Source organism: Bacteroidia bacterium, from assembly GCA_023228875.1.
GTDB lineage: Bacteria > Bacteroidota > Bacteroidia > NS11-12g > UBA955 > JALOAG01.
This window is the reverse complement of record JALOAG010000039.1, coordinates 1-6,494: the sequence shown is the minus strand read 5'-3', so window position 1 is coordinate 6,494 and position 6,494 is coordinate 1. Positions and strand designations below refer to the sequence as shown.

At 35.7% G+C, this 6,494-nt stretch carries 7 protein-coding genes; 1 reads left to right on the top strand and 6 read right to left on the bottom strand.

Translation table 11 applies throughout. The annotated features are described in order from the left end of the window. The 6 genes from M0R38_12685 to M0R38_12660 form a co-directional block, all read right to left on the bottom strand. The coding region (locus M0R38_12685) for a YbaN family protein (protein ID MCK9482591.1) at positions 1-113 on the bottom strand (113 nt) is incomplete at its 3' end. A 145-nt stretch (positions 114-258) separates the two neighbouring features. After that, positions 259-1,263, bottom strand: coding sequence for a Gfo/Idh/MocA family oxidoreductase (locus M0R38_12680; protein MCK9482590.1), 1,005 nt, complete (start codon positions 1,261-1,263; stop codon positions 259-261). A gap of 17 nt (positions 1,264-1,280) precedes the next feature. Beyond that, the gene (locus M0R38_12675; protein ID MCK9482589.1) at positions 1,281-2,285 is read right to left on the bottom strand and encodes a Gfo/Idh/MocA family oxidoreductase; all 1,005 of its coding nucleotides are present in this window, start codon (positions 2,283-2,285) and stop codon (positions 1,281-1,283) included. Positions 2,286-2,303: 18 nt separating this feature from the next. Beyond that, on the bottom strand, positions 2,304-3,263 hold the full coding sequence (locus M0R38_12670; protein ID MCK9482588.1) for an ABC transporter permease: 960 nt from the start codon (positions 3,261-3,263) through the stop codon (positions 2,304-2,306). Then, positions 3,260-4,777: a sugar ABC transporter ATP-binding protein gene (locus M0R38_12665; protein ID MCK9482587.1), complete on the bottom strand. Its 1,518-nt coding sequence runs from the start codon at positions 4,775-4,777 to the stop codon at positions 3,260-3,262. Before M0R38_12665 ends, M0R38_12670 begins: the two co-directional genes overlap by 4 nt. Before the next feature lie 75 nt (positions 4,778-4,852). Further along, positions 4,853-5,806, bottom strand: coding sequence for a sugar ABC transporter substrate-binding protein (locus M0R38_12660; GenBank protein ID MCK9482586.1), 954 nt, complete (start codon positions 5,804-5,806; stop codon positions 4,853-4,855). 489 nt (positions 5,807-6,295) lie between these two features. Here M0R38_12660 and M0R38_12655 point away from each other — a divergent pair. Further along, positions 6,296-6,494 (top strand): hypothetical protein (locus tag M0R38_12655; GenBank protein MCK9482585.1); only part of this gene is annotated, 199 nt, incomplete at its 3' end.

Here is a 6,494-nt window from a genome sequence, read left to right as displayed (position 1 = left end):
AAAAAGTAAGAGGCCAATAGTAAAAATGGCGTTGTTGGTAAAATAGGCAAAAAAGCTCCTAAAGCCCCTAGCCCAACAAACAAAAATCCTAAAACTATATATAGTGCTCTAATTGATCTATTCATAACTTTCAACTCGATTAATTGTTGATTATTAAAAATTAATTTTCAAGAGTGGGAAAATTTCTTTGGATATAAAAAATACCCCGATAAATTTAATTTACCAGGGTATCAATAGTTTTAACTATTTAACAATACTTTAGAGTCTAACAACCTCACCAATATCTGCCGATTTATGAATTGCATCAATCATTTTAATGACTTCTAAACTTTCATCAATTGTAATAATTTCAGGTTGCTTATTCTCTTTCAGACAATTTATAAAATATGCCATCTGCTTTTGATAAGCATCAAAGCTTTTTACTTCTAACTCTGTAAGACCTTGATCTTTTTTCCAAACTTTCATTTCACACTTACTACCTGAACGATCAGCAATAGTTGCCCCTGCAGAGTAGCTATATTCAACTGTAGCTTTGGTTCCAACGATCTTTACAGAAAAACTAAACGGGTAGCCTGTTTGCATATTAAATGAGACTTCTGCTACTGCGTGAATTCCATTTTTGTGAATAATATTTGCCATTACGTTGTTGTAACAACCAGTGTCATCTTTTACAGCATTGGCATAACAACTTTCAAATGGACCTGCCACATGCCTTAAATAGTCAACATCGTGAACCAACATGTCGTGCATGGCTCCTCCCCCTAAATCTGGGTCAAAAAGCCATTTACCATACTCTCCTGCTCTTGATGATACTCTTCTAAGGTGCATCATATAAATTTCACCAAGTTCATCGTTTAAGAACATCTCTTTTATTTGATCATAGCCACTCCAAAATCTTACAACTTGGGCGGTCATAAAAATAATCCCATTCTTTTTAACGATATCAACTAATTGTTGAGCTACCTTTGTTGAGCGCTCTAAAGGCTTTTCACAAAGGACATGAATACCCCTTTCTGCACATAGTTCTACATAATCTTTATGAAAATATGTAGGGACACAAATTATTGCAAAATCGGGTTTTATCTCATCTAACATCAGTTCAGCGTCTGTGTAAGCTTTACACCCACTCGCTTTTGCTAAAGAAGTCGCCTTCTCTTTTATAACATCACTAACAGCACTTAGAGTAACACCTTTTGTATTCTCTATTGCTTGCACATGACTTTCAGCAATTAGCCCACACCCTATCAATACAGCTTTTAACATATAAATATCTCCACTTTTTAAAGATGCACAATTTTATTGTTGTCTACAGATTCTCTGATTGCACAAACAGCCTTTATCACATCGAGGTTTTGTTGATGTGGAACTATTTCAGGCTGCTTATTTGTCTCAAGAAGTTCAATAAAGTAGCTTAGCTGTTTTTCGTATGGATCGTATTGCTCTGGAACTATCTCAATAGGTTCTTCATTATCTTTAAAGATTCTAAGGACTGTGTTAACACTATCTCGATCTCCAATGCTATAACCGGCACGATAGATAAATTCAACTGTAGCTTTAGTTCCCGATACATTTAAAGACATAGTGAATGGGTAGGTCGAACGCATAGTGAAAGAGGCTTCAGCAACTGCTTTAAAACCATTTTTAAAACTTAAAGAGGACATCACATGGTTCCAACACTTTGTATCATCCTTGCTCCCTAAGCAGTAGACATAATCTACCTCTCCACAAAGATGGCGTAGGTAATCAATATCGTGGACATGCATATCTTGAATGGCACCGGCCCCTTTGTCAGGATCATTTAGCCAAGTGTTCCCCCAAGTTTGCATTGTGGAACATCTACTAGCGTAAGCCATGTAGATATCTCCTAGTTCTCCTGAATCAGCCATCTCTTTAATTTCTACATAACCTGGCCAAAAGCGGACAACTTGGGCTACCATAAAGATAATGCCACTTTTATCTACCACATCTAACATCTTTTGTGTTGCTTCAACTGTCATCTCAACAGGTTTTTCGCAAAGGACGTTTACACCATAATTAGCACACACCTCTACATATTTTGCGTGTAAAAAGGTGGGTAAACATATAATTGCCCCATCTGGCTTTTCTTGTTGAAGCATCGTCTCTACTTCGTAATAAGCTTTACACTGGTACTCTTTAGCAAATTTATCTGCTGCCTCTTTGTTAATATCGGCAATAGCACACAAAGTGCCATTTTCAACATTCTTAAGGGCTTTGGCATGACTATTTGAAATCATACCAGCCCCGATGATTGCAATGCGTTTCATTTAATCACCCTTTCCCTTTTAGTTACCGTGATAATGGCGACTTCTAAAACTATCAAAACCAATCGCTAAAACTAATACGAGACCTTTAATAATCATTTGATACCACTCGCTGACGTTCATAATAATTAAACCATTACTTAAAACACCAATGATCAATGCACCAATAATTGCTCCATACATCTGCCCCTCTCCACCGCTGATACTAACTCCACCAAGAACAGCAGCAGTTAATACGTCCATCTCATAACCAACTCCAACAGTTGGGCTTCCTGAGTTGATTCTGGCCATCATTATGATTGCAGCAACAGCAGATAACATTCCGCACATTGTGTAGGCAATAATAGAGATCTTCTTTGTTTTTAAACCCGACAGACGCCCAGTCTCTTCACTACTACCAACAACATAGAAAGAGCGGCCTAGATAAGTCTTGTTCAGTATAAACATTCCAAACAATATAAAGATGACCATTAAAATAACTGGGAATGGGATAAAACCAATGTGCCCTTGCCCAATAAATCTTACTGCATCGGGAAGGCCGTAAATTGGTCTCCCTTTTGATATAACGTATCCAAGTCCTTTAAGGATTTGTTGCATGGCAAGGGTAGCAATCAATGGAGATACTTTTACATTGGCAATGAACAACCCGTTCAATGCACCAATGGTAGTACCCAACAATATTCCAATTACACAAGCAACAAAAGGGTTAATCCCCATTTGGGTGAACATCTTCGCTGTAACAACTCCAATAAACGAAAGTTGTGTTCCAACAGATAAATCGATTCCACCTGAAATTAGAACAAAAGTCATTCCAATAGTCATAATGGCAACGACAACTATTTGCCTCATAATTGTAATCATGTTGCCAGCTGTAAAGAAAACAGGATTGCCAATTGAAAAAATTGCCACTAATACAAAAAGGACAAGAATTATTCCGTATTTTCTAAAAAGAACTTTAAAATCAATATTTTTCGTTATCATGGATTTTCTACTACCCCCCTACTATCACTTAATGATGCGTAATAAAGAATTTCTTGTTTATCAAAATCTTCGCGCTCAAATTCTGCTGTAATCTTACCTTCAGCAAGAACAACTATCCGATCAGAGAGCCCAATAACCTCATCCAACTCAGATGAAATTAAAATTACACCAAGTCCCTCATCGGCATATTTATTCACAATAGAATAAACTTCTTTCTTTGTACCAACATCAACTCCCCTTGTAGGCTCATCCAAAATAATAAGCTTAGGGTCGCTGGCTAAACACTTACTAATAACAATTTTTTGTTGGTTCCCACCCGATAAAGTATAAGCAGATTGATTGGTAGAACGCATTTTGATGCTCAAAGCATCTTTGTATTGGTCCACGATTTTACTCTCTCTAGCAAAATCCAAAACAATCCCTTTGGTTAATCTTTTGAGTACCATCAACGACAAGTTCATTTTTATTGAGTGGTTTAAGATTAATCCTTCTGACTTTCTCTCTTCAGGAACCATTACAATTCCATTAGAAATAGCATCAGATGGATTTTTAATTACTACCTCTTTCCCCTCAAAAGTTAACGAACCATTTGCTTTTTTATCTGCTCCATAAATGGCACGAACTATTTCAGTCCTCTTTGCACCTACAAGCCCAGCAATACCTAACACTTCCCCTCTTCGAACCGAAAAGTTGATATTATTAAAACCTTTTCCCGCTAGATCTTTTACATCTAACAAAATATCTTCTTGTCGTTTTCCAATTCTTTCAGGGAACTCATCACCCAGATCAGCATCAATCATGTAGTTGATTAATTCGCGTCTAGTGGTCTTTTTGGCTTCTAAAGTTATAATTTTATGACCATCTCTTAAAACAGTTACATTATCACAAACTTCAAAAACTTCTTCTAATCTGTGAGAAATATAAATTATTGCAATACCATCATTTTTTAGTTTGCGAATAATTTTGTATAAAACATCAACTTCTTTATTTGTTAATGGTGCTGTAGGCTCATCAAGTACAAGCAACTTGATATTTTTAGTCATTCCTTTAGCAATCTCTACAATTTGCTTATAGGCGACTGATAAAAACTTAACTGGCATAGAGACATCGATATCAACTTCAAAGGTATCGAGAATCTCTTTAGCTCTTCTTTCAAGATATTTAAAGTCAACTAACTTTTTCCCCTCTATACGCTCCCCCAGAAAAATATTTTCTGCCACCGATAAAGAGGGCACTAAGTTAAACTCTTGATAAACAACTTTTATACCTAAACTATCAGAACGTTCTGGGGTCATAAAAGTATAGTCTTGTCCATCAAAATTAATTATTCCCTTATCGGGAACGATAGCACCTGAAATAGTTTTAATTAATGTTGACTTTCCTGCTCCATTCGCCCCAATAACAGCATGAACTTCACCTGGCTTGATATCTAAAAAAACATCATGCAATACAGTAACTCCGCCGTATGATTTGGAGACATCCTTTACTGATAAAATATTGTTTGTTTGATTCATCTCTTATTTTTAAAATTGGCAAGCAGACAAGTCTACTTGCCAAAATAGTTTATTATGAATTACCGAAGAGGGAAATTACATATAATCTCTTACGTTAGTTTCATCCAAGTTAACCATAATGAAATAGTTCATTCTCTCAACAGGAATACCTCTGACCATATCAACAGAAGCTTGAACCATTTGCTCACCAACTCCGTTTAGATCTAAATAGATTGTTGATCTGAAAATTCCACCTGAGTCAATAATTTTTAAAGTTTCAGGAAGAGCGTCAATTGCAAACATTCCCATATCGTCTCTTAGTTTGCCAGCAGATTTGTAAGCTTCATAAATACCTAATAAACCAGCATCGTCAATTCCTACAAAAGCTTTGATATTTGGATGAGCAACAATCCAGTTTTCACCAACGACTAAGCCTTCGTCCATGTAACCAGCTTGAGCTTGGGCAACAATTTTAGCATTAGGAGCGAACTCAGCCATTCCAGACAAGATTCCCTCTGCTCTATCAAGACAAACTTGGTTTAGTGGGTAGTTAGCAACACCAACTTCAACAACACCGTTTGGGAAAGTTGAATTAATCCATGTGGCGGCGTTTTTAGCAATTTGTCTACCAACTTCATAGTTGTCTAGACCGTAATAACAATCAGCTATATCAACATAGGTATCATAAGCAAGAACTTTTATCCCTTTGTCTTTTGCTTTTTGAATTGTTGATGTAGCAGACTCTGCATCAAAACAGTGAACGATAATTGCATCGTATCCACCTTGGATGAAGTTCTCTATTGAACTAATTTGCCTGTTTGGATCTGCTTGACAGTCACTTAGTGTAATTTCAACACCTAAGTCTTTAGCTTTTCTCTCCATGTAGATCCACATCTCTGACCATGATGGGTTTGTAATATCTTGAATAGAGAATCCTATCCTTATTTTCCCATCGTCTTTTTTAGTGGCTGCACTCTCTTTGCCTCCGCCAGCAAACACGACTGCGCCCACCATGAGTAAGATTGCTAAAACTAATAAAGCTCTCTTCATTTTTCATCTCCTTGTGATTTTTCTCATTACAACTTCTTTGTTGTAATATTCTTTTTGACTCTAACCTCTTCCCTTTTTATGCTCATTGTAACATATTTAATGTTTCTTTGAACACCTATCGATAGAATAACACGATTAATCGCACATAGCAAATGAAAAATATCCAAAAAGTGTGATATATTTCTTTTGATAATCTTTTACTGATAATAGCTCTAAAAAAGTACCTTTTCTACACTTTGTTGCTATATGTCATACCGAATTTGAAGGTTATACTTAATTATTTCTATTACCTAAAAAGTATTTTATTTGCTAATTTAGGAAGTTTAAATTTGATAACGTTCCCATTTTCTATTAGGACTAAACATTTGTTTGTCTAATTATTTATTTTGTAAAAGAGAATCTTAAAAATAAAACATATTTTACGCATTTAACTATGTTGTCTTTTTCAAAAGCGATGCTTATATCTAATTTATCTAAGGGGGTAGATTCATGAAACGCCCAGCTAAAATTCACCTTTTTCTTTTTGTCGTATTTTTACTTCTCTCTTTTAATTTGTTTGCTGATGCTGGACCTAAACCCTCTGTTGTTATTTACATCGAGGGTTTAGAGGATAGATCTTATTATATGACTCTTCTTTCTGACTCCCCTAATAATGGACCCTATTTTTATGTTGATCCAAATGAGATTG